18 protein-coding genes are annotated in these 23,162 nt (G+C 61.2%); 12 read left to right on the top strand and 6 right to left on the bottom strand.

Translation table 11 applies throughout. The features are described from left to right. Positions 1-351 precede the first annotated feature (351 nt). Positions 352-681 (top strand): L-rhamnose mutarotase, encoded by a 330-nt coding sequence (locus tag K1X12_RS09715; protein ID WP_220987402.1) that lies wholly within the window; start codon positions 352-354, stop codon positions 679-681. A gap of 4 nt (positions 682-685) precedes the next feature. Here K1X12_RS09715 and K1X12_RS09720 read toward each other — a convergent pair whose 3' ends face one another. From K1X12_RS09720 to K1X12_RS09735, 4 genes are all read right to left on the bottom strand, one after another. Next, positions 686-1,462, bottom strand: coding sequence for an IclR family transcriptional regulator (locus K1X12_RS09720; protein ID WP_220987403.1), 777 nt, complete (start codon positions 1,460-1,462; stop codon positions 686-688). Positions 1,463-1,574: 112 nt separating this feature from the next. After that, complete coding sequence (locus K1X12_RS09725; RefSeq protein WP_220987404.1) at positions 1,575-2,270, bottom strand: TetR/AcrR family transcriptional regulator; 696 nt, start codon at positions 2,268-2,270, stop codon at positions 1,575-1,577. Positions 2,271-2,333: 63 nt separating this feature from the next. Beyond that, positions 2,334-3,782: an MFS transporter gene (locus tag K1X12_RS09730; protein ID WP_220987405.1), complete on the bottom strand. Its 1,449-nt coding sequence runs from the start codon at positions 3,780-3,782 to the stop codon at positions 2,334-2,336. 10 nt (positions 3,783-3,792) lie between these two features. Continuing rightward, entirely contained in the window at positions 3,793-6,363 is a 2,571-nt protein-coding gene (locus K1X12_RS09735; protein ID WP_369426088.1) for a TonB-dependent receptor, read from the bottom strand. A gap of 210 nt (positions 6,364-6,573) precedes the next feature. Between K1X12_RS09735 and K1X12_RS09740 the strand changes: the two genes are divergently transcribed. The 5 genes from K1X12_RS09740 to K1X12_RS09760 are packed head-to-tail and all read left to right on the top strand — an operon-like array spanning position 6,574 to position 11,264. Beyond that, positions 6,574-7,734 (top strand): DUF2891 domain-containing protein, encoded by a 1,161-nt coding sequence (locus tag K1X12_RS09740; RefSeq protein ID WP_220987406.1) that lies wholly within the window; start codon positions 6,574-6,576, stop codon positions 7,732-7,734. Next, on the top strand, positions 7,731-8,945 hold the full coding sequence (locus K1X12_RS09745) for an Nramp family divalent metal transporter (RefSeq protein ID WP_220987407.1): 1,215 nt from the start codon (positions 7,731-7,733) through the stop codon (positions 8,943-8,945). Before K1X12_RS09740 ends, K1X12_RS09745 begins: the two co-directional genes overlap by 4 nt. Next, positions 8,942-9,694 carry a 5-oxoprolinase subunit PxpA gene (gene pxpA, locus K1X12_RS09750; protein ID WP_220987408.1) on the top strand — a complete coding sequence of 251 codons (753 nt, stop codon included), beginning with the start codon at positions 8,942-8,944 and terminating at the stop codon, positions 9,692-9,694. The genes K1X12_RS09745 and pxpA overlap by 4 nt, the downstream gene beginning before the upstream one ends. After that, complete coding sequence (locus K1X12_RS09755; RefSeq protein WP_220987409.1) at positions 9,691-10,326, top strand: 5-oxoprolinase subunit B family protein; 636 nt, start codon at positions 9,691-9,693, stop codon at positions 10,324-10,326. Before pxpA ends, K1X12_RS09755 begins: the two co-directional genes overlap by 4 nt. Continuing rightward, the gene (locus K1X12_RS09760) at positions 10,323-11,264 is read left to right on the top strand and encodes a 5-oxoprolinase subunit C family protein (RefSeq protein WP_220987410.1); all 942 of its coding nucleotides are present in this window, start codon (positions 10,323-10,325) and stop codon (positions 11,262-11,264) included. The genes K1X12_RS09755 and K1X12_RS09760 overlap by 4 nt, the downstream gene beginning before the upstream one ends. Here the strand turns inward: K1X12_RS09760 and K1X12_RS09765 are convergent, their stop codons facing one another. Next, entirely contained in the window at positions 11,265-11,411 is a 147-nt protein-coding gene (locus K1X12_RS09765; protein ID WP_220987411.1) for a hypothetical protein, read from the bottom strand. It abuts the gene before it with no gap. 516 nt (positions 11,412-11,927) lie between these two features. On the opposite strand from K1X12_RS09765, the gene K1X12_RS09770 reads away from it, so the two are divergent. From K1X12_RS09770 to katG, 3 genes are all read left to right on the top strand, one after another. Further along, entirely contained in the window at positions 11,928-12,575 is a 648-nt protein-coding gene (locus K1X12_RS09770) for a TetR/AcrR family transcriptional regulator (RefSeq protein ID WP_220987412.1), read from the top strand. 118 nt (positions 12,576-12,693) lie between these two features. After that, positions 12,694-13,791 carry an NAD(P)-dependent alcohol dehydrogenase gene (locus K1X12_RS09775; RefSeq protein WP_220987413.1) on the top strand — a complete coding sequence of 366 codons (1,098 nt, stop codon included), beginning with the start codon at positions 12,694-12,696 and terminating at the stop codon, positions 13,789-13,791. Positions 13,792-13,967: 176 nt separating this feature from the next. Further along, positions 13,968-16,127: a catalase/peroxidase HPI gene (gene katG / locus K1X12_RS09780; RefSeq protein WP_220987414.1), complete on the top strand. Its 2,160-nt coding sequence runs from the start codon at positions 13,968-13,970 to the stop codon at positions 16,125-16,127. 157 nt (positions 16,128-16,284) lie between these two features. Here katG and K1X12_RS09785 read toward each other — a convergent pair whose 3' ends face one another. Further along, positions 16,285-16,857 carry a TetR/AcrR family transcriptional regulator gene (locus tag K1X12_RS09785; RefSeq protein ID WP_220987415.1) on the bottom strand — a complete coding sequence of 191 codons (573 nt, stop codon included), beginning with the start codon at positions 16,855-16,857 and terminating at the stop codon, positions 16,285-16,287. Positions 16,858-16,993: 136 nt separating this feature from the next. On the opposite strand from K1X12_RS09785, the gene K1X12_RS09790 reads away from it, so the two are divergent. From K1X12_RS09790 to K1X12_RS09800, 3 genes are all read left to right on the top strand, one after another. Then, a complete protein-coding gene (locus K1X12_RS09790) occupies positions 16,994-18,184 on the top strand; it encodes an efflux RND transporter periplasmic adaptor subunit (protein ID WP_220987416.1) in 1,191 nt (396 codons plus the stop codon). A 64-nt stretch (positions 18,185-18,248) separates the two neighbouring features. Next, the gene (locus K1X12_RS09795) at positions 18,249-21,455 is read left to right on the top strand and encodes an efflux RND transporter permease subunit (protein ID WP_220987417.1); all 3,207 of its coding nucleotides are present in this window, start codon (positions 18,249-18,251) and stop codon (positions 21,453-21,455) included. Further along, positions 21,452-22,855: an efflux transporter outer membrane subunit gene (locus K1X12_RS09800; protein ID WP_220987418.1), complete on the top strand. Its 1,404-nt coding sequence runs from the start codon at positions 21,452-21,454 to the stop codon at positions 22,853-22,855. The genes K1X12_RS09795 and K1X12_RS09800 overlap by 4 nt, the downstream gene beginning before the upstream one ends. Positions 22,856-23,162 lie beyond the last annotated feature (307 nt).

Below are 23,162 nucleotides of genomic sequence, written 5' to 3' on the forward strand. Positions count from 1 at the left end.
TTAGTCGATTGTGTCGAGCTGCTGAGCGCGGGAGAGGGGGGGCGGCGGCACAACGCCCGGGAAAATTGGGAGGCGGCGATCCCTGAGCGCCCGACCGCCAGTCGAGGCGGACTCGAGCCGACGGGGCACAGCTTGGGCTGATCCTCATGTTTTCCTCCCTTCGGGTGCCTCTTTGCGGGCGCCTTCTGGATCCGAGTTAAGCAAATTGCGTTTCATATGCAAGTATAATGATTGTATATGAACTTGAATGACCTCGCGGCAGGTGGCCAAATCATGTGTCTGGCAATGTGAGGCATGCCATGCCAACCACCCGGCTAAACGCACGGGGTAAAAATGATCAGGAGGAATGAAATGCAGCGCAGGGCGATGATCATCCGGCTCAATCCGGAACAGAAGGAAGAGTATAAGCGCCTCCACGCCAATGCGTGGCCTTCAATTCTGAAACAGATCACCTCAAGCAATATCCGCAATTACAGCATCTTCCTGCGCGAGCCAGAAAACCTACTTGTCGGCCTATTCGAATATCATGGTACAGACTATGAGGCCGACATGAAGGCCATGGCGGAAGACCCCGAAACGCAGCGCTGGTGGGCGTTGACCGATCCTTGTCAAACGCCGCTGGAGTCAGTGGGGGCTGATGAATGGTGGGCGCCGATGGAAGAAGTTTTCCATCACGATTAACGCGTCAGCGAGGCGGCGGCGCCGGCCGGCCAAGAGCTGCGGAGATGCGCTGCGCTGCTTCGACAACCAGGTTGGGAGCTTCTCCCAGTGAGACGCGCGCGCGGCGCGTTACGACAAAGGGAACTGTCAGGCTCGCGACAGCACTGCTGCTGATGGCATTGAATATAGGCGCGCTGATGTCTGTAACGCCGTCCACCATGCGCGAAGGCATGCTGACGAAGCCCTGTTCTCGAACCTGCTTTGTCTGGGCGTAAAGCGCATCCAGCTCTTCCTGGCTAGCGCCGGCGGCTTTTAAGTCTTCCAGCATCTTGGCTTCCTGGACCGGTGACGCAAAGGCAAAGAGTACGATGCCGGAAGCAGATTTCATGATGGATCGGCGGTGCCCTAGGCGTACGCTGAAGCCCACATCGTCGGGACTTTCCGTCCGCGCAATGACGACTATCTGATCTGCGCTGACAACAGCCAGCTGGATCGACTGCATCATGCGGGCAGCCAGGGTCGACATTTCGGGCAGGGCGGCTTCATGCAGGTCCATCTTCGGCGGCGAGCGCATGCCCACTTCGAATAGGCGGTTTGAAAGCTGCAGCTTTTCCGGGTCGTCGGTACGCTCAACATACCCGCGCATTTCCAACACGACGACCATTCGGTAGATTTCGCTGCGTGATCGCCCGATATGCCGCGCAATGTCGGAAATCGACTGCGGCGTACGCAGGCTGGCGAGACACTCCAGAATATCGAGCCCCTTTTCAAGGGCGGGGGCTTTGTAGGGGGCTTCGGTCATCGTCTTATCTGAGTGTATATGCTAAAATTTAGCTTTTGTGTTTCATATGTAAATCAAGTGTCCCGGCCTGTCCCGGAATATTTGAACGCGAGCGGGTTCGTAAATGCTCGCTTCAGCCCTTTGCGGCGCAGGCATCGTAGGATTTAAGGACCAGCCTGGCTGCAATCTCTGCGGCCTCCACGCCCTTGGCGATTTCGTCCGCCAGTTTGCGCTTGGCGGGGGCTTCGGCCCATCGCTCATGGGGGAGGACGAGGCATTCCACCATCATCGCGGCCAGCAGATCCGGCACATAGTCCGTCGCGCGGTCCAGCTTGTATTCCTGGCAAATATAATCCGCATACACGCTTTTCTGTCCGTGCTCGTAAATCGCCCAGGCAAACGCGAACTCCCGGTCATGACGCAATCCGCGCCACATGGCGGCGTGCGGTTGCCCGGCATTCTTCCGCACGGCGGCATAGGTCATTGCTTCGTCACGGAAGAAGTCAAAGAAGGTTTTGGCAGGCTGCGCCGCCAGCGCATGTTCCCGCAATTCTTCAACCGCATTTTCGGCGAGAACGGTCGCCAGGTCATTCTTGGAATTGAAGTGCATGAACAAGGTGGTGACGTGAATGTCTGCCGCGTCCGCAATGTTCTGCATGGTGGTCGCAGAAAAGCTCGACTTCAGGAACAGATCCGAGGCGGCGCGCAGGATCTTCGTGCGGGTTTTCCGGCGGCGCTCTGTGCGGCGAGGATATTTTACGTCGGCATTGTTTTCAGCGGACATCATCTGCTCAGGCGTTGGCTTTTCCGTTTGCGGGGATTTTGCCATGTTCAATTCTCTCGCCGGGGCACTCGTGTCATTGTTCATAATCTAGGGTGGAGCGGCAGCAGATCAAAGTGGTCCAGCCCGCCGTTGGGCCAGTGTTTCGACCGCTGATTCGTGATCACTCCTAGATACAGGATAAAAGCTCATGAAGATGAGCGCTGTCGTTGTGAAGATAAAGGTCGCAATTGTCAGCGCAAGTGCCAGATTGTCGACCGTAGACTGTGCGACTGCGCCCGGTTTTGCGTCATCAGGAAACCCGACCAATGTGAGCATCAGCCCAGACATCAGCACGCCCATGCCCGATACGGTCTTGCCGATAAAGGTTGCCGCTGAAAACAGGAGGCCTTCGGACTGGCGGCCGGTGGTGAGCTGGATCTGGTCCGTGGCATCGGCAATCATCGAAGCTGTCAGGATCGAGGCAGCAACCACCGACATCGATACGAACGCCTGGAAGGCGAACAACAGCGGCAGCAGATTCGCTGCGCCGTTTGCCGGAAAAAAGCCGGACAGCCGGAGAGCAACAGGCGCCACAATTCCCAGCAGCGTTACGGAGAATAGCGCCAGCGTTGTCCACTTCTTTCCAAATACTTTGGAGAGCGGCAGCGCAATCACCAGCGCCAGGATTACGCCGAGCAGTCCTGAGGATGTCAGTACCGCGATCTGATCGCCATTCAACTGCCAGAAGTAGGTCTGCATATAGATTGTCAGCGCTGCATAAAGGCCGCCGCCCATGGAGCCGAAAATGCTCCCGATAAAGATCGGTGCATTGACGCGGTGAAACAGCGTTCCGGCCATTTCTTTGAGTGTTTGGAGCAGCGATTTCCGCTCCGGTCGGGGAGGGGTAAGAAGGCTGGAAATGCGATTGTGCGTGCCGATGCTGGATATGAAAATCGCAATTGCCATCAGCGGCGCTGCGATCCAGGCATAGGTGTGGTATCCTGTCTGGTCGAGTAGGCCGCCCGTCGAGGCCGCATCATCAGAGAAGATGGTGCTGAACACGAAGATGCCCATGGCGATGCCGCCGGCAACTCCGAAGAAGTAGCGGTAGGATACGAGTTCTGTGCGCTCGTGGTAATCCTGCGTGAATTCCGCCAGAAGTGCTGTGGACGGAATTTCGTAGATGCCAATGAAGGTGCGTGTGATCGATGTCATCACCAGCAGATAGGCAAACAACATGACGTGCGAGGCCCCCGCAGGCGGGAACCAAAGCAGCATGTAGAAGATCGCAACTGGGATGACGGAGGCATACATGAAGGGATGCCGCCGCCCCCATTTGCTGCGAAAATTATCAGACCACTGACCTACCACCGGGTCCAGAATGGCGTCCACGACCATGGCAAGCATGATCGCGGCGCCGACCCAGGCTGCTGGCAGGCCCAGAACCTGATTGTAGTAGATCATCAGAAGGGCGTTGAAACCATGGTCCTTGATACCAAACGCTATGGTTCCAACCCCGTAGATGAGCTTGGTGCTCCAGGGGAGTTTTTTTGCCTTGCTGGTCACCGGTTCAGCCATGGTCTGATGGTTAGAACGAGACTTGCAGCTGCACGCCGAACACGCGCGGCGGCGTCAGATACAGCGTCTTGGAAACGTCTCCCGGCGGAACAACCATCAATGTGCCAGTGGCGCCTTCATAGCCTTGTTCATCGAACACGTTCTTTACGTATCCAACAACGCGGTAGCGGTCCGTTGGGCTCGTCCACATGGCGACAAGATCCACCTGATCGAAGGCGGGCGTCTCCGTGTAGGAACGGTTGAAGATGCCGTGATATGTGTCGTCCTGCCAGGAGTAGTTGCCCGAAAGCGTCAGGTCGCCCTTCGCGCCAAGCGGAATGTCATAGCTGACATTGAGGCCCAGCTTGTGGGGCACTGTGCGTGGCAACATCTGTCCTTTCAGGTTCTGAGTCCGGTTGCCATTGGCGTCGACCGGGCCGACCGGCTGCGCGCCGGGCTGAAGGCCGAGCGGGTCTGCAATGTCTACAAAGCAGCAGGCGCTACGCACTTCGGAGTCGTTGTAGGCATAGCTGCCCAGAACGCGAAGATGATCCATGGGGGTCCAGACCGCTTCCAGCTCCAGGCCCTGCGCGCGTGAGTCTTCGATGTTGAAGAAACGCGTCAGGCGAACCCCATTTTCCACGACATCCAGCGGCACCTGCAGGCCATCATAGTTGTAATAGTAATAGGTCGCGTTCAGCTGGAGGTCCGCGCCGAAGGACTTCTTGGCGCCGATTTCGAAGGCGTCGAGCAGCTCCTTGTCTGTGAGCGGGAACTGGCTGATGCCGCCGGCATTGAAGCCGCCGGATTTATAGCCGCGGCTGTAGCGGAAGAAGTAGTTTGTATCCTCCGTCGGCTGCCACTGGATGCCGGCGACGCCGGAAACGGCGCTCCAGTCATGTTCCAGTTCGCGCCGTGCAAGGCCGGTTGCCGGATCAATCGTCACTGCGCTCGCAACGCCGGGCGCGTCGAGATAGGAAACCAACGCCGCAGTCAGGTCCAGCACAGGGGCGAGCGAGCCGGAGCCGCCCAGCGAGAAGCCGTCCACAATGCCGAAGCCCAGCACGCGCAATTGCTCGGAGCCTTCCTTCTTGTCCTTGGAGTAGCGCAGGCCACCTGTCAGTGTCACGGTATCGTTCACCGAATAATCGAACTGTCCGAACACGGCATAGGATTTCGTCGTGAGATCAGAAATCGCTGTAACATAGTCACCGCTCGGATTGGCAGGCGCGGCCAGTGGCGCCAGCATCTGCGGCTGGGCGGCATTGCCGAAATGCGATTCCTGATGGGCATCTTCCTCGTACGAATAGATGCCGGCAATCCACCACAGATCGGAATCGGTGTTGGATTGCGCCGTCAGTTCATGGCTCCAGTATTTCCGGTCTTCCACGTAGCCGAAAGCGCGGCTGGGATTGACGGTCGCCGCGCTGCACACGGGGCCGACATTCGCAAGCAGCCAGGCGCAGTTCGGCCCACCCGTCATCACTTCGCCGGCCGCAAAGTTCGCCGGGTCGAGCGGGTACTCATAGGACAGCATGTCAGTGCCATCATCATCGCGGATTGAGTTGTAATCGAAGGTCCGATAGCCGCCGAGATATTTGACATCGATCGTCGGCAGGCTCCAGGTGGCGATTGCCGAGAAGCCGTAATTGCCATCGATATTGGATTGCGTCGGCGTGTTTGCGTTGAATTTGCGGATGTCATTCACGCCTGGATTGGTCGTTGATGATCCGGCCTGCGTATAGCCGGGCATCAGGTAGCCGAACGCATTGCCGGGGGTCAGGTAGCCCGAGGGGAAGGGGAAATAATCGTAAGGCGATTCCGAATTTGTGTTCCGGTTGCGCATTGATACGTCGAGATAGTCGCCCTTGAGCCAGAGGGAGAAATTCTCCGTCAGGTCCATGTCCAGTTGCAGTTCCGCATAGCTCGTTTCGTTCGCGCCGCCTTCGCTCGGCCCGCCCGCGACGTTTTTGTAATAGCCGTCTTCCTGATTGCGGAACGACGCGCCAAGCTTGGCGCGAACCTTGTCGCTAAGTGGTCCGGAGACAGCGGCTTCAATCTCGCTCATCTGGTAGTTGCCGATGCCGAGGCGAGCCTCTGCGGTCAGTTCATCGGTGGGGCGTTTGGAAATTACGTTGATCGCGCCGCCAATCGAGTTGCGGCCATACAGCGTGCCCTGCGGTCCACGCAGGACTTCCACGCGCTCGACGAAGAAATCGCTCTTGGAAACCGCAGATGTCGCCGAATCGTAGATGCCGTCAGCATAGGTCGCAATGCCGGGATCGGAGCCATTGGTGTTGGTCTGGCGGCCCACGCCGCGCACGAACACCCGGTCATCGCCGGAGGAGAAGGTAAGGCTGGGTGTGAAGCGCGCAAAGTCCGAGAGACTGTCAAGCCCGAGTTCCTGGCGCATGTCGCTTGTGAAAGCGGTCACTGCGACGGGCACGTCGTTCAGGTCCTGCTCGCGCTTTACGGCGGTCACGGTCACCTGTTCGAGGCGCTTCGCTTCGGTGGTATCGTCTTGCTCCTGCGCGATGGCCTGGCCGGATGCGACAATGGCAAGCGCACTCGCGGCTGCCCACAAGGTAGGTTTCTTGATCACGTTATTTCCTCCCGATCATCCGTTATTATTGAAGCCTGCGGCGTGGATGAATTTGAATAGAATAAGATCGATTAATCTACTTGCATAGTGTTACTTTGGGGAAGGCATGGGCGTTGCCATTCGTGGCCTCTTCGGCCTTTGGAAAATCGTCCGCTTGCCTGGCCGCTTTGCCTGCTGTTACCGATAGAGGGGGAAGCAAGGGAGTGGGCGATGAAACGCTTTATTTTTGCTGCAGGTTTCAGCGCGCTGGCTTTGACAGCTTGCGCGCCCAGCCCGGTAACGGATGCCCCGCCGGCGGCGCAGGATACCCAAATGGAAGCTGATCCGCTTGTCGGTCTGCCGGCGCCTAGGGAGGGCGCTGTCACCGACAGGTTTGCGCGCCTTGCGCTCTCTTGCATTCACAAGCCTTATCCCAACAAAATTTCCCATGTCCTGAATTCTGATGCCGACGCTCAGCCGCCCCGCCAGCTTTACCCCGCATTTTATGGTTGCTTCGACTGGCATTCATCGGTGCACGGCCACTGGCTTCTGGTGCGCATCCTGAACACCGATCCTGAAACCCCTTACGCGTCCGCCATCGTAACGGCACTTGGTAAAAGCTTCACGCCGGAGAACATCGCGGGCGAACTTGCTTACTTCCAGGCGCCAGACCGGGCATCCTTCGAGCGCCCCTATGGCACGGCCTGGTTCCTGCAGCTGATGACGGAACTGCGTCAGGCGGATTTCCCGGAAGCAGCTATCTGGGTCGAAACGCTGGCGCCGCTCGAAAGCCTTGTTGCTGACTATACCTCCGCCTGGCTGCCAAAGCTCGTCTATCCCATTCGCGCTGGCACCCATAACCAGACCGCCTTTGCTTTCGGTCTGATGATCGACTGGGCGGACGCCACCGGAAATTCGGCCTTCCGTGAACAGATTGCCGCCAAGTCGCTGGAATTTTACGGCAAGGATGTATCCTGTCCGCTCAGCTATGAGCCGTCGGGAGAGGATTTCCTCTCGCCCTGCCTGATGGAGGCAGATATGATGCGCCGGGTCATGAACCGGGAAGACTTTGCCGCCTGGCTCACGGCTTTCCTCCCGCTTATCCCGCAGGATGGGGGCGACGATTGGCTTGCGCCCGGCGTGGTGCTTGACCCGACCGATGGCAAGCTCGTCCATCTCGATGGGCTAAACCTCTCGCGCGCCTGGGCGATGGAAGGCATCGCCTCCGCGCTACCCGAAGCGGACCCGCGCCGCGCCGCTCTGCTCGCCGCCGCGGTGCGCCACAAGGATACCGGCATCGCCGCGGTCAGCGACGCGCATTATGCTGGCAGTCACTGGCTCGCCAGCTTCGCCACCTATCTGGAAACGCAACGGGGCATTCACGGCGAATGATGCCAAAAGTTTCCATCGGTCCGGGCGCGCTTGTGGCTGCGGCCTTCATTGGCCCAGGGACCGTAACGGCCTGCACGCTGGCCGGAGCGAATTTCGGCTTCGCGCTCATCTGGGCGCTGGCCTTCGCCACAATCGCAACCATCATTCTGCAGGAAATGGCCGTCCGTCTCGGCCTCCTCGGTGGCGCGGGGCTCGGTGAAGCGTTGGTTTCTCCGGGCACGCCCCCGGTCATGAAATGGGCGGCTGTGCTGCTGGTGCTGGCGGCGCTGGCGCTCGGCAATGCGGCCTATGAAGCCGGCAATATAACGGGCGGCGCCCTTGGCCTGCGCGCGGTTTTTGGCGGGGATGAAACTATTCAGCGCATCGCCGCCATCGCCACCGGCCTTATCGCCGCCGCCGCTTTGCTGCTCGGCCGTTACAAGGTGCTGGAGCGTTTCCTGATCGGGCTCGTCATCCTCATGAGTCTCGCCTTCGCGGGCAGCCTCATTCTCGTGCGGCCGGACTTCGGCTCAATGCTCGGCGGTCTAAAGCCTCAGATCCCTGAGGGTGGCCTGCTGACGGCCATGGCCCTCATCGGCACGACAATCGTGCCCTACAATCTGTTCCTTCACGCCGCCGCCGTCCGCGAGCGCTGGAAGTCCGCTTCGCCGGAAAGTCTCGCTGCCGCCGTGACAGATACGCGTGTATCTGTCGGTCTCGGCGGTCTTATTTCCATCCTTATCCTGAGCACCGCCGCCGCCAGCCTCTTCGGCACTGGTATCCTTATCAACAGCGGTGCAGACATGGCCTCTGCTATCGAGCCTGCTTACGGCCCCGCCGCGCGCGCACTCGTCGGTGCGGGTCTCTTTGCGGCGGGCCTCTCGTCGTCGATCACGGCGCCGCTCGCGACCGCCTATGCCGTTTGCGAGGTAACGCGCATTTCGAAATCCAGCGCCGCCTTCAAGGCGATTGCGCTCCTTATCGTTGCCATCGGAATGGGCGTCGCGCTGCTCGGCATCCGCCCGGTCCAGCTGATCCTGGTGGCACAAGTTGCAAACGGGCTGCTCCTGCCAGTTGTCGCCATCTTCCTCCTCATTACCATGAACCGTAAGTCAGTGCTCGGTGAAAACACCAATGGACCCCTTCGGAACCTGCTCGGGGCGGGCGTCGTGCTGATCGCCGCATTCCTCGGCCTGCGTCTGATCCTGCGTGCGGCGGGCATCTGGCCATGACGCGCAGCATCTGCCTCAATGCCGATATTGGCGAGCTTCCGGGCGCGGCGGGCAGGGCGCTGGACCGCGCCATTCTGCAGGTCGTCTCCCGCTGTTCCATCGCCTGTGGCGGCCATGCGGGGGATGAAGAATCAATGGTGCAAACGCTTTCCATGGCGATGGACGCCGGCGTCCTCGCTGGCGCGCATCCGTCCTATCCGGACCGGGAAGGGTTTGGTCGCTCACGGAACAATATAAGCCTTCCTGCGCTCAAGGCATCTTTGGAAGCGCAAGTGAGGAACCTTCTGGAAGTCGCCGCGAGGGCTGGCGCTCAGGTCAGCCATATCAAGCCCCATGGCGCGCTATACAATGAAGCGGCAAAGGATGCGGGGCTTGCCCGCCTTGTTTCGGACCTTTGCCTCTTTTCCGGCATTCGCACGCTGCTCGGCCCGCCGGCCAGTGAAATGCAGCGCGCTGCGGAGGCGGCCGGTCTCACCTATCTCCCCGAAGGTTTCGCCGATCGCGCCTATGAGGCAGACCTCAGCCTCACGCCCCGCAACCGTCCTGGCGCTGTGATCGAACGCCATGAGGACCAGATCGATCAGGCGCTCGCTATGGTGCTGCGCAGCGAAGTTGCCACGCGCACCGGCGAAGTCGTCCCGTTGCATGTCGCCACGCTCTGTCTGCATGGCGATACGCCGGGCGCAGCCGAAAATGCCGCCCGCCTGCGCGCGGCGCTTGAGCAGCGCGGAGTTGCAATCGCCCCATGAGCGCGCCTGCAATCTGTTTCGTCGGCGATGACGCGCTTGCGGTTCGGATCGTCAGCCGCCCGGCTCGTCACGCGCTCGCCGGTTGGCTCCGCGCATCTGGCGTATGGCTTGATGTGGTTCCTGGAAAGCAGGACGTTATTGTCCAGTTCGATCCGCTGGCCCTCCCGCCTGGCGTCGCTCTTGATCAGTTCACACGGCAGGTTCACGAAAGTCCGCCGCCGGAAGAAGTTGCGCCTCACGAGACGACGCTTCACATGCAGGTGGATGCCGCCTCTGCGCCGGACCTTGCTCGTATCGCCGCCGAAAATGGCCTCACGCCGAAAGTATTCCTGCGGCGGATTACGGCCAGTGATCTGGTGGTCGATATGATGGGTTTTACCGCCGGCTTTGCATATGTCGCCGGCGCCGATCCGAAGCTTGTTGCGTCCCGTCTCGATATTCCGCGGCAGAAAGTGCCCGCCGGTTCGGTGGGGTTTATTACCGGTCAGCTCGGGCTCTATGCCCTGGCGGGGCCGGCCGGCTGGCCCATAATCGGGCGGATTACGGAGCCCTTGTTCGACGCAGGCGCGCAGCGTCCATTCCGGCTGGAGGCGGGGGTCAGTCTCAGGCTGAGGGTAGGGCGCGCGTCATGATCCTCGACATCGTGAAGCCCGGCCCCCTTGCAACGCTGCAGGCGGGCGCCCGCGCGGGCCTGCGCCATCAGGGCATTCCCGCGAGCGGCCCGGCAGATCCCCTCTCGATGGCTCTTGCCAACCGTCTCGCCGGCAATGCACCGGATGTGCCGGCGATCGAAATCACTTTTGGCGGGGCCGAGTTCCGTTTTCTTGCGGACACCGCCTTTGCTTTGGCGGGCGCCGCGCCGCGCGGTGACCTCTCCGGGCAGATCGTGCGCCCACATGAAACGCTCAGCGCACGCGCTGGCGACATACTCCATATCCCTCATCCGCCCGCCGGTGTCCGCACCTATCTCGCCATTCCCGGCGGTTTCCACGCTGACGTGGCCTTCGGTAGCGCGTCCACATTCATCCCGGCGGGCTTCGGTGGGCATTCCGGTCGGGCCCTCAGGGCGGGAGACGTATTGGCGGCAGCCGGGAATCCATCGCAAGCGATCCCGCAGCTCGCTACGCCGCCGGCGCTGCGTCCCCATATGAGCCATGCGCATACCCTCCGCGCTGTGCCGGGGCCGGACTATGAAATGGCCGCCGCCGCAGCCTGGTCGGAAACCTTCCGTGCCAGCAACAGGATGGACAGGACAGGTCTGGAGCTCGCGGGTGCCTGGCCTGCCTCGGTGGCAGGCGCGCTGCGTCCCAGCGCGGCGCTATTTGCCGGCGCTGTGCAGCTTACGCCGTCCGGTAATGCTTTCGTGCTCTTGCCGGACGCGCAGACAACCGGTGGGTATCCCCATGTCCTTCAGGTTATCCGCGCAGACCGTCACTTGCTCGGGCAGGTGGCGCCCGGTGATCGCGTCCAGTTCCTGAAGAGGTCCGTGAACGAAGCGTCTGATGATTTGAGGTCAAAGGCGGAGTACTTCGCCGATTGGCTTCCGGGCGGCGTGTTTGGTGGTCAGTGATCAAGCCTCGTCTTCGGCAGGGGGCGCAGTGTCTGCGCACCCGTTCATTTGACGCTCGCGCATGTGGGCTGCCAGCCACCATGCCCCAAAGACGAAGCCGAAGCTTCCCCCAACCCAGAACATTACGATGTTGATAATCCACGACACGTCGGCACCTCCTTGGAAGCAATTTCGTATGGGATTGCGGCCCTGAGAACTATCTTGCTGCGCCTGTTTTCCAATGCCTATCCCCAGCTTGTTGCCCTGGCTTGTGAATAGGGTGGATCATTGCGTGAATATCTGGGTCATCCGTGTGCGTTGGTTATCGGCTGTTATCCATAAAATCCGGTTACGGAAAATTCATGTCTCGATGTGTGCCGGAACTTTGGGGTGAAATGTGCCCAGGCTGACGCCGTGTTGTGCCGATATGGGGCGGGCGATTCTTTTTGTTTGTCAGGAGGCGCGCGTCGGCGCTTCGCGGCGGCCAGTTCATTTGGGGCGGGCATTGTGCATCTGCAGCAAAATTTTGGGTGAGTGCGCGTTCGCCGGTATCTGCGGCGGCGCATGCGGATGCTGCCTCATGGGAACATTTGACACGCGGCATGAAAGTGTCATCAGTAATGTATAGGCGTACATAAAATAGCAGGGTGGCGAAACAGCTGCACCTGATCCTCGGGGGAGGACATGAAGCAACACGAACGGCGCAAGCAGTCGTCCGACAAGCTGATTCAGGCTTGTCTCGACATCGCTTCGGAGCAGGGCGTTTCGGCGCTAACATTCGATAATATTGGCGAAAAGGCTGGCTACAGTCGCAACCTGGCTTTCCAGAAGTTCGGTTCAAAGGGCGGATTGCTGGAAGCAGTCATCGAGCATCTTCATGTCGTCATGACAGAGCGCCGGCGTAGCCAGGATGCGGAACACCTTTCCGGCCTCGATGCGCTTCTGCTCTACTGCGATGTGCACATTGCCGCTGTTGAGAAGACGGCAGACATGCGTGCCTATTTTGTCCTGATGAGTGAGGCCATCGCGGCGATGTCGGAAATGCGCGATCAGTTCGTGGCGTCTCACAAACGATCCGCTGCGGAAATTACGCGTCTGGTGAAGCTCGGTCGAGAGGATGGTTCAATCCGGTCCGATACAAGTGCCGAGATGGCGGCCCAGCTGATCGGCACGCAGCTGATTGGCTTGTCTGCCCAGTCGCTGATTGAGCCTGCCTTCAATCTGCGAAAGGCCCGCAAGGAACTGCACCACCTTATCGTAACGGCGTATGGTTCAGGCGATCGCCCACCGATGGTTCGACGCCTGAATTCGGTTGCCTTCGCCCGGCGTTGACGCAAAGGCAGTTTGCTCCGTCTACGGTAAGGAAGATGATCTGGTTGACGCTTGTCTGGCCGGCGCCTAGCGTCCCGCTCAGCGATGGTCCGGGCGATGCCCGGCATGGGAGAGAATCATGAAGACAGATGCTGCGGTTGCTTATGCGGGCAAGCCGGGATTCAGCTTTGAAACAGTGGAGATCGAGGCGCCGCGACCCGACGAAATTCTCGTCCGCGTGCTGGGTGTAGGTCTTTGCCACACTGATCTCGTTTTCAGTTCAGGTGCGGCGCCCTATCCGTTTCCAGCCGTCTTTGGTCATGAAGGCTCCGGCGTGGTCGAGGCTGTCGGCGCGGAGGTAACCAAGGTTTCCCCGGGCGACAGTGTCCTCATCACTTTCCGCTCCTGCGGCGCCTGCGACCGGTGCGCGGATGGCGACGCCGCTTACTGCCGGACCATGCCGCTGCTCAACTATACCGGCGCCCGCACGGACGGCACCTCCGCGCTGCGTAACGAAGCCGGCCCCGTCGCGTCCAATTTCTTCGGCCAGTCCACCTTTGCTGGCCATGCCATCACTTACGAACGCAACGTGGTGAAGGTCGATCCGTCGCTGCCCGTAGAGATCATGGGCCCGCTCGGGTGCGGCATCCAGACGGGCGCTGGCGCTGTCATACGTTCCCTCGCGGCGAAGAAAGGCTCTGCCTTTCTGGTCACGGGCGGCGGCTCAGTCGGGCTCAGCGCAGTTATGGGCGCAAAGATCCAGGGCTGCGCCACGATCATCCTGGTCGAGCCGATGGAATCCCGCCGCCAGCTCGCCATGGAGCTTGGCGCCACTCATTGCATTGATCCGGCCGCTGGCGATGTCGCCGCTGCCGTCCGCGCGATTGTTCCCGCTGGTGTCGATAACGCGCTGGACACGACCGGCATCCCCGCCGTTCAGGCTGCGGCGCTTGCCTGCCTCGGTTCGAAGGCAACGCTGGGCCTCGTCGGGGTCAGCGCGCCGGGCACGCTTCTGCCGGGTGATGTGAACACGGTGATGACCTTCGGCCAGTCCATCAAGGGTATCATCGAAGGCGATTCCGATCCCGACGAGTTCATTCCGGAGCTGATCGAACACTTCAAGGCGGGCCGTCTCCCATTCGACAAGCTGGTCAGGAAATACCGTCTCAGCGAAATCAACCAGGCGATTGCCGCTCAACATCATGGCGAGTGTGTGAAGGCCGTCCTCATTCCCTGATGGGTGTCGCGCCGGGCATCCGGCTCTGCGCAACAACTATGACACTTATTGGGGCTGGTAGTGGCAATATCTATATGATGGTGGGCGATAATTGATTTGATCTATGTCGCATCGTGGGGGAACGTGCAGCGATAGAGTTAGAAATACACGCAGCAACTCGAAGATTGGGAGACAACATGGACCAGACAACGAAGTGCCCAGTGATGCATGGCGCAATCACGGTGGCCGGAGAGTCCAACACGGCCTGGTGGCCGGAGACTCTGAACCTCGACATCCTTCACCAGCACGACACCAAGACCAGCCCGCTGGGCAAGGACTTCAACTATCGTGAAGCGGTCAAGACGCTCGATTTCGAAGCGCTCAAGAAAGACATGCTCGCCCTGATGACGGACAGTCAGGAATGGTGGCCGGCAGACTATGGCCATTACGGCGGCCTGATGATCCGCCTCGCCTGGCACTCGGCGGGCTCCTACCGTCTCGCCGATGGCCGCGGTGGTGGCGGCTCGGGAAATATCCGTTTCGCCCCGCTGAACTCCTGGCCGGATAACGGCAACCTCGACAAGGCTCGCCGCCTGTTGTGGCCGATCAAGAAGAAATACGGAAACAAGATCTCCTGGGCCGACCTGATCCTCCTCGCCGGCACGATGGCATATGAGTCGATGGGTCTGAAGACCTTCGGCTTCTCCTTCGGCCGCGAAGACATCTGGGGGCCGGAGAAAGACGTTTACTGGGGCGCTGAGAAGGAATGGCTCGCGCCATCTGACTCGCGCTATGGCGATGTGTCCAATCCCGAGACGATGGAAAACCCGCTTGCCGCCGTGCAGATGGGCCTCATCTACGTCAACCCGGAAGGCGTGAACGGCAAGTCCGATCCGATGAAGACCGCCGCCCAGGTCCGCGAGACCTTCGCCCGTATGGCAATGGATGACGAAGAAACCGCCGCGCTCACCTGCGGTGGCCACACCGTCGGCAAGGCCCACGGTAATGGCGACGCTGGCGCCCTCAGCGCCGCGCCGGAAGGCAACGACCTCGAAGCGCAAGGCTTCGGCTGGCTGAACCCCAACATGGGTGGCAAGGCGACCAATGCCGTCACGTCCGGTATCGAAGGCGCCTGGACGACCCATCCGACCAAATGGGACATGGGCTACTTCAAGCTCCTGTTCGGGTATGAGTGGGAGCTGACGAAGAGCCCGGCTGGCGCCGGCCAGTGGCGCCCGATCAACATCAAGGAAGAAGACATGCCGGTCGATCCGACCGACTCTTCCAAGCGTGTCATGCCGATGATGACGGATGCCGACATGGCGATGAAGGTGGACCCCGCCTACAACGCTATTTGTCAGAAGTTCATGGCAGACCCGGCTTATTTCGACGACTGCTTCGGCCGTGCCTGGTTCAAGCTGACCCACCGCGACCTTGGTCCGCGCGTGCGTTACATTGGCCCGGATGCGCCGAAGGAAGAGTTGGTCTGGCAGGACCCCGTTCCCGCTGGCAGCACCTCCTACGATGTCTCTGCCGTCAAGGCGAAGATCGCCGCCTCCGGCCTCTCGCTGGCCGATATGGTCTCCACCGCCTGGGACAGCGCCCGCACCTATCGCGGCTCTGACATGCGCGGCGGTGCCAATGGTGCCCGCATCCGTCTTGCGCCGCAGAAGGATTGGGAGGGCAACGAGCCCGCCCGCCTCCAGAAAGTGCTCTCAGTGCTCGAGCCCATCGCGAAGGAAAGCGGCGCCAGCCTTGCGGATGTGATCGTCCTGGCTGGCAATGTAGGTGTTGAGCAGGCTGCCAAGGCAGCCGGCGTTTCGGTCACAGCGCCGTTCTCGCCGGGCCGCGGTGACGCCAGCGACGCGCAAACCGATGCGGATTCGTTCAGCGTGCTTGAGCCGCTGGCGGATGGTTTCCGCAACTGGCTGAAGAAAGACTATGTCGTGAAACCGGAGGAGCTCCTCCTTGATCGCGCGCAGCTCATGGGGCTCACCGGCTCTGAGATGACGGTCCTTCTCGGCGGCATGCGCGTCATGGGCACGAACCATGGCGGCACCAAACATGGTGTGTTCACGGATCGTGTCGGCGCCCTCACGAACGATTTCTTCGTCAACCTGACGGACATGTCGTATCGCTGGGTTCCGAAAGGCTCGAACACTTACGATATCGTGGACCGCAAGTCGGGCCAGACGAAGTTCACCGCAACCCGCGCTGACCTCGTCTTCGGGTCCAACTCCATCCTTCGGGCCTATGCCGAGGTCTACGCCCAGGACGATGCGAAAGAGAAGTTCGTGAAGGACTTCGTCGCTGCCTGGACCAAGGTGATGAACGCAGACCGGTTCGATCTCCACTAGGAGGCCCCGCATCGGACTGGTGCAGGAAGGGCGGCCTTGATGGCCGCCCTTTTTCTTGGCTGCTGCTTTGTGGGTATCCCGTTGCCGATGGCGGCGTTCGGCATGCTTTTCGCCAGTCGCCGAGCCGGCGGTCTCGCGGACTTGGCGGGGCAGGGCGTCAGAGCGGCGCGATGGCTTTGCGGATGATGTCGGCCAGCCGGCGCTTCAGCTTCTCGCGCAGTTCCGGGCAGTCCGTGATGTCCCCCGAAATTTGCTGGCTGATCGACAGGCCGAGCAGGATCGAGCCAAAAAGCTGGGAACGTTCTTTGGCGCTTTCCCCTCCGATTACGCTGGCAAACGGATCGTGAAACCGTTCGTCAATGGAGGCGCGCACAATCGGGCCGGCAATTGGTGAATTCCCCGAATGCAGCATGATGAGGATATCCTCCATGGACTTTCCCTCATCATCGGGATCGAACATCAGTTCGCCAACTCGTTCCGGCAGGCCTTCCAGCTCAGTGCCAATCACGTCCACGCCGCGCTCTCCGGAGCTGAGAACCGCCGTGAACAGCTCCTCTTTCGAGCCGAAATAGCGGGAAACCAGGGCGGCGTCAGAGCCGGCCAGGGAGGCAATCTCCCGGATGCCGACATTCTCGTAGCTGTCGCGGGCAAACAGGGTGCGCGCCGCGCAAAGAATGGCCGATTTGGTTGCGGCGGCGTCCCTGCGCCGAATTGGCTGATTACATTTCATACGTTTCCCTACCCCATAGAAATTAATTTGTCATCACCTGTTGACTTAGGGCTCCCCCAACGTCATATGCGGGTCAACAGCTGATGACTTATGGCGGAAAATCCACCGTTTCGCCTTGTTTGTGAAGGAAAATATAATGCGCTTGCGCAATTTTGGTACCGTTTCCATTTTGGCGACGGCATTTGTGCTTGGGGCTTGCAGCGCCCCTCAGGCACAAGAGCAAGGCGGTCCTCCCCCGCCACAAGTTGAAGTCGCCGTCCCCCTCTCGGCCGAAGTCTCTGACTGGAACGGTTATACTGGCAGATTCGAGTCTGTGGAGCGCGTAGAAGTACGTGCCCGCGTCAGCGGATACGTCAAATCCGTCAATTTCGAAGACGGCAGCCGGGTGAAGGCCGGAGAGTTGCTCTTCACCCTGGATGACCGCCCGTTCCGTGCCTCGTTGGCGCAGGCCGAAGCCGGTTTGGCTCAGGCGCGTGCCGAGCTTTCCCAGGCCCAGTCCGATCTTGAGCGGTCCGAGAAGTTGCGCGAATCCGGCGCCATCTCGGTTGAGGAACTCGAACAGAACCGCACCCGCCTGGCCAGCGCGCAGGCAACCGTCGCTTCGGCTCAGGCCGGCGTCGATGCTGCCCGTCTGGATCTCAGCTTCACGCGCGTCACAGCGCCGATCGATGGCCGCGTCTCGGCCCGCAATGTGGACCCCGGCAACCTCGTTACCGGTGGCAACTCGGCGGGCGATATCCTGACCACCATCGTGCGCGATGATGAGCTCTATTTCACCTTCAACGTCTCGGAGTCTGACTATCTGCGCTTCATGCGTGCCGAGCAGTCTGAAGGTGCGGTGAAGGCGGAGGCCCGCCTACAGGACGAAACTTCCTTCACACGTCCTGGGGAAGTGGTCTTCGCCGACAACCGCATGGGCGACACCACCGGCTCGATCCGCGTGCGTGCCCTCATCGAAAACGAAGACGGTCTCATCCGTCCGGGCATGACCGGCGAAGTCCGTATGAATGGTTCGGCGCCTTACAACGCGCTGATGGTGCCGCAAACGGCTATCCAGACAGACGGCGCCCGCCGCACCCTGTTTCTCGTCAACGAGCAGAACGAAGTCGAAGTCGCAACCGTTCAGCTTGGTCCGCTCAGCGGCAACATGCAGGTGATCTCCGGTGGCATCGAAGCCAACGACCGGGTGATCGTCAACGGTCTGCTCCGTGCCCGTCCGGGTGTGTCGGTCAACCCTGTTGCTGTCCAGCTTGACTATGAAGCTGCCCCCGAAGATCCGGCAACGGTCCAGAGCCGTCCGGCCATGAGCGCCCGCCGCGTGAACTGACACGCGGCGGCAGCGCCTGCTGCCTGATCATACCCTTTCTCTTCCTCCCAGAGACAAGTTTCCCATGCGCCTCTCTCACTTCTTTATCCGGCGACCCATCTTCGCCGCAGTGATTTCTGTTGTCATAACACTGCTCGGTGCGTTCGCGTTCCCGCGTCTGCCGCTTGCCCAGTATCCTGAAATTGCTCCGCCGACTGTGATGGTCGTCGCCAGCTATCCCGGCGCTTCTGCCGAGGATCTTGCCAACCAGGTCGCTGCGCCGCTGGAGCAGGAAATCAACGGTGTGGAAGGGATGATTTACATGACATCCTCGTCCACCGCCGACGGCGTTGTGCAGCTGACCGTCACCTTTGAGCCGGGTACGGATCTTGATACCGCCCAGGTTCAGGTCCAGAACCGCGTCGCCCGCGCTGAGCCGCGCCTGCCAGAGCAGGTGCGCCAGACGGGCGTTTCGGTGAACCAGCAAGCGTCCGGCTTCCTCCTGCTTGTCGCGCTCACATCGCCCGGCGGCCAGCTGGATCAGGACTATGTGGCCAACTATGCCGCCTCCAACATCAAGGACCGGCTGTTGCGTATCAACGGGGTTGGCGGTGTCGAAGTATTCGGCGGCGGCAACTATTCGATGCGCATCTGGATCAATCCGGAGCGCGCCGCAGCGCTTAACCTGACCTCGGCTGACATCGTGGCCGCCCTCCGCGCCCAGAACATTCAGGCTGCCGGCGGTACGCTCGGCCAGCCGCCCTTCGCTGAAACGGGCGCAGCGCCGTTCCAGATTCCGGTCCAGGTGCGTGGTCGCCTGATCGAGCCGTCCGAATTTGGCGATGTTGTCATCCGCCGGGATGCCGATGGCTCCGTCGTCCGCCTGCGTGATGTCGCGCGGGTCGATATCGGCGCCGAGACCTATCTCATGCGATCCTATTTCGATGGCCAGCCCGGCCTTGGCCTCGCCATCTCCCAGCTGCCCGGCTCCAACGCGCTCGAGGCTGCAGAGGAAGTGCTGGCCGAGATGGAGCTTGCCGCGCAGGAATTCCCGGCCGGTCTCGAATATATGATCCCCTATAACCCCACGGAGTTCGTGGAAGCCTCCGTGTCGGCTGTGGAGCACGCTCTCATTGAGGCCGTCTTCCTCGTGATGATCGTCATCCTGGTCTTCCTCCAGACCTGGCGTGCGGCGCTCATCCCGATCCTTGCGATCCCGGTCTCGATCATCGGTGTGTTCGCCGTCCAGCTGGCGCTTGGCTATTCGATCAACTCGCTGTCGCTGTTTGCCCTCGTGCTCGCCGTCGGCATCGTGGTCGATGACGCCATCGTCGTCGTGGAAAACGTCGAGCGATCCATCCGCGAGGGGAAAAGCCCCATGCAGGCGGCCATCACCTCGATGAACGAAGTTGGCGGCGCCCTGATTGCGATGAACCTGGTGCTCGTCTCGGTGTTCGTGCCGACGCTCTTCATGGGCGGCATTCCCGGCATCTTCTACGAGCAGTTCGCCGTTGCCATCGCCTCGGCCGCCGTCATCTCGCTGCTGGTTTCACTCACCCTGTCGCCGGCCCTCTGCGCGCTGCTGCTGAAGCCGCACGAAGAACACGGCCACAAGAAGGGCAACCCGCTCTTCGCGCCGCTGCGTATGGCCGGTAATGCCTTCAATAGCGGCTTCGACTGGCTGTCGAACACCTACGGCACGGTCGTGTCCAAGCTCGTCCGTATGCTGGTGATCGTGATGATCGTCTATGCGGGCCTCCTGGCCACCACCGGCTGGCGGCTCTCGTCCACGCCCACGGGCTTCATCCCGGAGCAGGACCAGGGCTTCCTCATCGGCGTTGTCCAGCTTCCCGCAGGCGCCTCGCTTGACCGTACCAACACCGTGATGCTCGGCATCGTTGACGAGCTGATGGGGTCTGAAGGCATCCAGGGCGTAGCCGCCATGGTCGGTATGGACGGCTCCAGCTTCTCGTCTGCGTCGAATGCCGGCACCATGTTCATCCGCCTTGCTGACTTCGAAGATCGCAAAGGCCGGGACGATCTCACCGCCGCTGCGATTTCCCAGCGTCTCACGGGTCATTTCATGGCAGGGCTCCCGGAAGGCAACGCCTTCATCATTGCGCCGCCCGCTGTGCAGGGCATGGGGGCAGGTGGCGGCTTCAAGATGATGATCCAGGACCGTGCGGGCCTCGGCACCGAGGCGCTCCAGAACGCGACCTTCGCGATGATGGGCGCTGCCGCTCAGGAACCGCGCGTCACCAGCGTCTATACCACCTTCAACACCAACTCGCCCACAGTGCGGGTGGAGGTGGACCGCGACCGCGCCCTGCTGCTCGGCGTTGAGCCTTCCGATGTTTACGCCACCCTCGGCACAAACCTCGGTTCGACCTATGTGAACGACTTCAACTTCCTTGGGCGGACGTTCCGCGTCACCGCCCAGGCAGATGCACCGTTCCGCGAAACGGCCGCCAATATCGGCCAGTTCCAGGTCCGCTCGTCCACTGGCCAGATGGTGCCGATCTCGGCCGTCGCCCAGATTATCGACGGCTCCGGCCCGGTTCGCATGGTGCGCCACAACAACTTCCCGGCCATCGAGCTCAGCGGCCAGACGCCTGCCGGTGTTTCCACAGGCGACTCGCTGGCGGCTATGGAAGAGATTGCGGCGCAGGTGCTGCCCGATGGCATCAGCTATGAGTGGACCGAGATGGCCTATCAGGAAAAAGCCGTCGGCAACTCCTCCACGATGATCTTCGTGATGGCGGTTATCTTCGTCTTCCTCGTCCTCGCGGCGCAGTACGAAGCCTTCACCCTGCCGTTTGCGGTTATCTTCATCGTCCCGATGTGTATCCTCGCGGCCACCATCGGCATCAACATCGCGGGCATGGCCAACGATATCCTGGCCCAGGTCGGTCTCATCGTCCTTGTCGCCCTTGCGGCCAAGAACGCGATCCTCCTGGTCGAGTTTGCCAAGCAGCAGGAAGAAAATCATGGCGTCACGCCGCGTGAAGCTGCTGTCGCCAGTGCCCGCCTGCGCCTGCGTCCGATCCTGATGACATCCTTCGCCTTCATCTTCGGGGTGATGCCGCTGGCATTCGCCACCGGGGCAGGGGCGGAAATGCGCCAATCCATCGGTATCACCGTGTTCTCCGGCATGATCGGCGTAACGGTCTTCGGCCTCATCTTCACGCCCGTATTCTATGTCATTGGACGGATGGTCTCGAAGCTGCTGCCCGGATCAAACCGCGATCATGATGATCATACTCCCACGCCGGTCGAAGGAGGCCAGGCATGACCAAACTCAAAGTCACTACCCTGACAGCCGTTGCCGCCCTCGCGCTCAGCGCCTGTGCCACCGCGCCGTCTGCGCCGGAAAGCGCGCTCCCATCGCGCGCTGAAGGCCAGCTGGCCTCCGCTGAAGCTGCCGGCGTGGCGCAGGCCGCTGTCCCGAAAGACTGGTGGCGCCTCTATAACAGCCCGGATCTCGACGCCCTTGTCGAGACGGCGCTGTCCAACAACCGCAGCCTCGCCGGGGCCGCGGCCAATCTGGAACAGGTCCGCGCCGGGCTGACGGAGGCGCGCGCCGCGCTCCTGCCGTCCACGACGGCGACGGCGGGCGGCCAATATGTCCGTGATCCGAGCTTTGCGCCGGGCGACGTGGAAACCGATGTCTATTCCCTCGGCTTTGAAACAGCCTATGAGGTGGACATCTTCGGCCGCGTCAGTTCCTCCGTCGAAGCGGCCCGCCAGGATGCCGCCGCCGCAGAAGCGGCCTACCAGTCGGCCTCGCTCATGGTTGCGGGTGAAACCGCCCGCGCCTGGATCGATTATTGCGCCGGCAATATCCAGCTCGAAACCGCCCAGTCGAACTACAAGCTTCAGGAAGATACCCTTGGCCTGACGCGCACCCTGTTCGATGCGGGCCGCGGCATCCGTCTGGATGTCGTGCAGGCCGAGGCCGCGCTCCGCCGCGCCGAAGCCGACATTCCGTCCGTGCGCGCCGCCCGTGACGCCGCCTTGTTCCGCCTGGCCCGCCTGACTGGCCAGACCCCGAAAGAGATGAGTCAAGCGGTCCCCGCATGTGAGAGCATGCCGCAGCTCGTCTCGCTCCTCCCAGCCGGGGAAAGCGCAAGTCTGATTGCGCGCCGTCCGGATGTGCGCCAGGCGGAACGTCAACTTGCCGGGGCGGCCGCCCGGGTCGGGATTGCCACCGCCAACCTTTATCCTTCGGTTCGCATCGGTGGCTCTGTCAGCACCGCCTCGCTGGGCGGTACGCAGGACATGTTCAGCAATGATGGCGTCAGCTTCGGCATCGGCCCGCTCATCAGCTGGAACTTCCCGAACATCACGGCTTCGCGCGCGCAGCTGAAAGCTGCCGAAGCCGGCGTTGACGTTGCCCTGGCGAACTTCGACGAAACCTTCCTCACGGCATTGGAAGAAGCTGAAGTCGCCCTCACCAACTATGCGGCAGAGAAAGAGCGTTACGCCGCGCTCGAAGCCTCCCTGCGCGCCGCCGAGGAAGCTGCCGAGCTTGCCAGAACGCGCTACCGTATCGGTACGGACAACTTCCTCTCCGTCCTCGATGCCGAGCGTACCCTGATCGAGACGCGCACCTCGCTCGCCCAGTCTGAGGCGGCCAAGGCCAGCGCCGAGATCAACCTCTTCATGGCGATGGGCGGCGGCTGGGCTGAATAGCTCTGGTTGCCCTCACCAGAGCCACCCACGGCGCGGAACAGTCACCCCCCTGTTCCGCGCCGTACTTTTTTGTCCCCAAAGTGATCCAATCCGTCCCCGAAAAGTCCCAAAAAGTCACTGTCTGACACGGTTTGTACCCACAACGACGCCCCCAGACACAACCCGCCCCTTCTCCCTCCGGGAGAGGGCCGGGGTGAGGGCCTCCCACCCTCTCAGCCCGTCATCCCGGTTTCGCTGCAAGCGAAGACCGGGACCCAGCCTTCCCCCCCTGGATCCCGGACATTCGCTCCGCAAATTCCGGGAAGAC

This window comes from Hyphomonas sediminis, assembly GCF_019679475.1.
Classification (GTDB): domain Bacteria; phylum Pseudomonadota; class Alphaproteobacteria; order Caulobacterales; family Hyphomonadaceae; genus Hyphomonas; species Hyphomonas sediminis.

What these genes read in the sequence shown, in the direction of transcription:
- K1X12_RS09715 (WP_220987402.1), top strand. Translation starts at nt 352, where the DNA reads ATGCAGCGCAGGGCGATGATCATCCGGCTCAATCCGGAACAGAAGGAA.
- K1X12_RS09720 (WP_220987403.1), bottom strand. Translation starts at nt 1,462, where the DNA reads ATGACCGAAGCCCCCTACAAAGCCCCCGCCCTTGAAAAGGGGCTCGAT.
- K1X12_RS09725 (WP_220987404.1), bottom strand. Translation starts at nt 2,270, where the DNA reads ATGGCAAAATCCCCGCAAACGGAAAAGCCAACGCCTGAGCAGATGATG.
- K1X12_RS09730 (WP_220987405.1), bottom strand. Translation starts at nt 3,782, where the DNA reads ATGGCTGAACCGGTGACCAGCAAGGCAAAAAAACTCCCCTGGAGCACC.
- K1X12_RS09740 (WP_220987406.1), top strand. Translation starts at nt 6,574, where the DNA reads ATGAAACGCTTTATTTTTGCTGCAGGTTTCAGCGCGCTGGCTTTGACA.
- K1X12_RS09745 (WP_220987407.1), top strand. Translation starts at nt 7,731, where the DNA reads ATGATGCCAAAAGTTTCCATCGGTCCGGGCGCGCTTGTGGCTGCGGCC.
- pxpA (WP_220987408.1), top strand. Translation starts at nt 8,942, where the DNA reads ATGACGCGCAGCATCTGCCTCAATGCCGATATTGGCGAGCTTCCGGGC.
- K1X12_RS09755 (WP_220987409.1), top strand. Translation starts at nt 9,691, where the DNA reads ATGAGCGCGCCTGCAATCTGTTTCGTCGGCGATGACGCGCTTGCGGTT.
- K1X12_RS09760 (WP_220987410.1), top strand. Translation starts at nt 10,323, where the DNA reads ATGATCCTCGACATCGTGAAGCCCGGCCCCCTTGCAACGCTGCAGGCG.
- K1X12_RS09770 (WP_220987412.1), top strand. Translation starts at nt 11,928, where the DNA reads ATGAAGCAACACGAACGGCGCAAGCAGTCGTCCGACAAGCTGATTCAG.
- K1X12_RS09775 (WP_220987413.1), top strand. Translation starts at nt 12,694, where the DNA reads ATGAAGACAGATGCTGCGGTTGCTTATGCGGGCAAGCCGGGATTCAGC.
- katG (WP_220987414.1), top strand. Translation starts at nt 13,968, where the DNA reads ATGGACCAGACAACGAAGTGCCCAGTGATGCATGGCGCAATCACGGTG.
- K1X12_RS09785 (WP_220987415.1), bottom strand. Translation starts at nt 16,857, where the DNA reads ATGAAATGTAATCAGCCAATTCGGCGCAGGGACGCCGCCGCAACCAAA.
- K1X12_RS09790 (WP_220987416.1), top strand. Translation starts at nt 16,994, where the DNA reads ATGCGCTTGCGCAATTTTGGTACCGTTTCCATTTTGGCGACGGCATTT.
- K1X12_RS09795 (WP_220987417.1), top strand. Translation starts at nt 18,249, where the DNA reads ATGCGCCTCTCTCACTTCTTTATCCGGCGACCCATCTTCGCCGCAGTG.
- K1X12_RS09800 (WP_220987418.1), top strand. Translation starts at nt 21,452, where the DNA reads ATGACCAAACTCAAAGTCACTACCCTGACAGCCGTTGCCGCCCTCGCG.